1 protein-coding gene is annotated in these 300 nt (G+C 71.0%); it reads right to left on the bottom strand.

Annotated features, from left to right (window positions below; translation table 11 throughout):
- The coding region (locus tag GQB03_RS22770) for a hypothetical protein (RefSeq protein WP_159694071.1) at positions 1-300 on the bottom strand (300 nt) is incomplete at both ends.

Genomic DNA, 300 nt, shown 5'->3' with positions numbered 1-300 from the left:
AGGGCGTCATGCCGATCCACTGCGCGCCCTCGGCGCCCATGTGGGTGCCCATCACCACGTTGCGGTCCATCCACATGGCCATGGTGTGGCAGCCGATGCCGGCCGAGACGATGCTGCCCTCGGGGGCTACGGTCGAGCTGTTGTGCGGGCAGCCCGAGCAGTACCAGGCGGTGCGCGTGGCGGTGGGCAGCTTGCCGCGCGAGTGCACCTCGTCGAGCCGCGCGAGCCAGGCCTCGGCCGACTCGATGCGGGCCTTCTGCGAGAGCCGCTTGGTGAGCGCGCGGCAGATCACGTCGGACT

The organism is Cognatazoarcus halotolerans (assembly GCF_009800965.1).
GTDB classification, from domain to species: Bacteria; Pseudomonadota; Gammaproteobacteria; order Burkholderiales; family Rhodocyclaceae; genus Cognatazoarcus; species Cognatazoarcus halotolerans.
The sequence above is the reverse complement of the archived record's forward strand: the minus strand, read 5'-3'. Positions and strand labels throughout refer to the sequence as shown.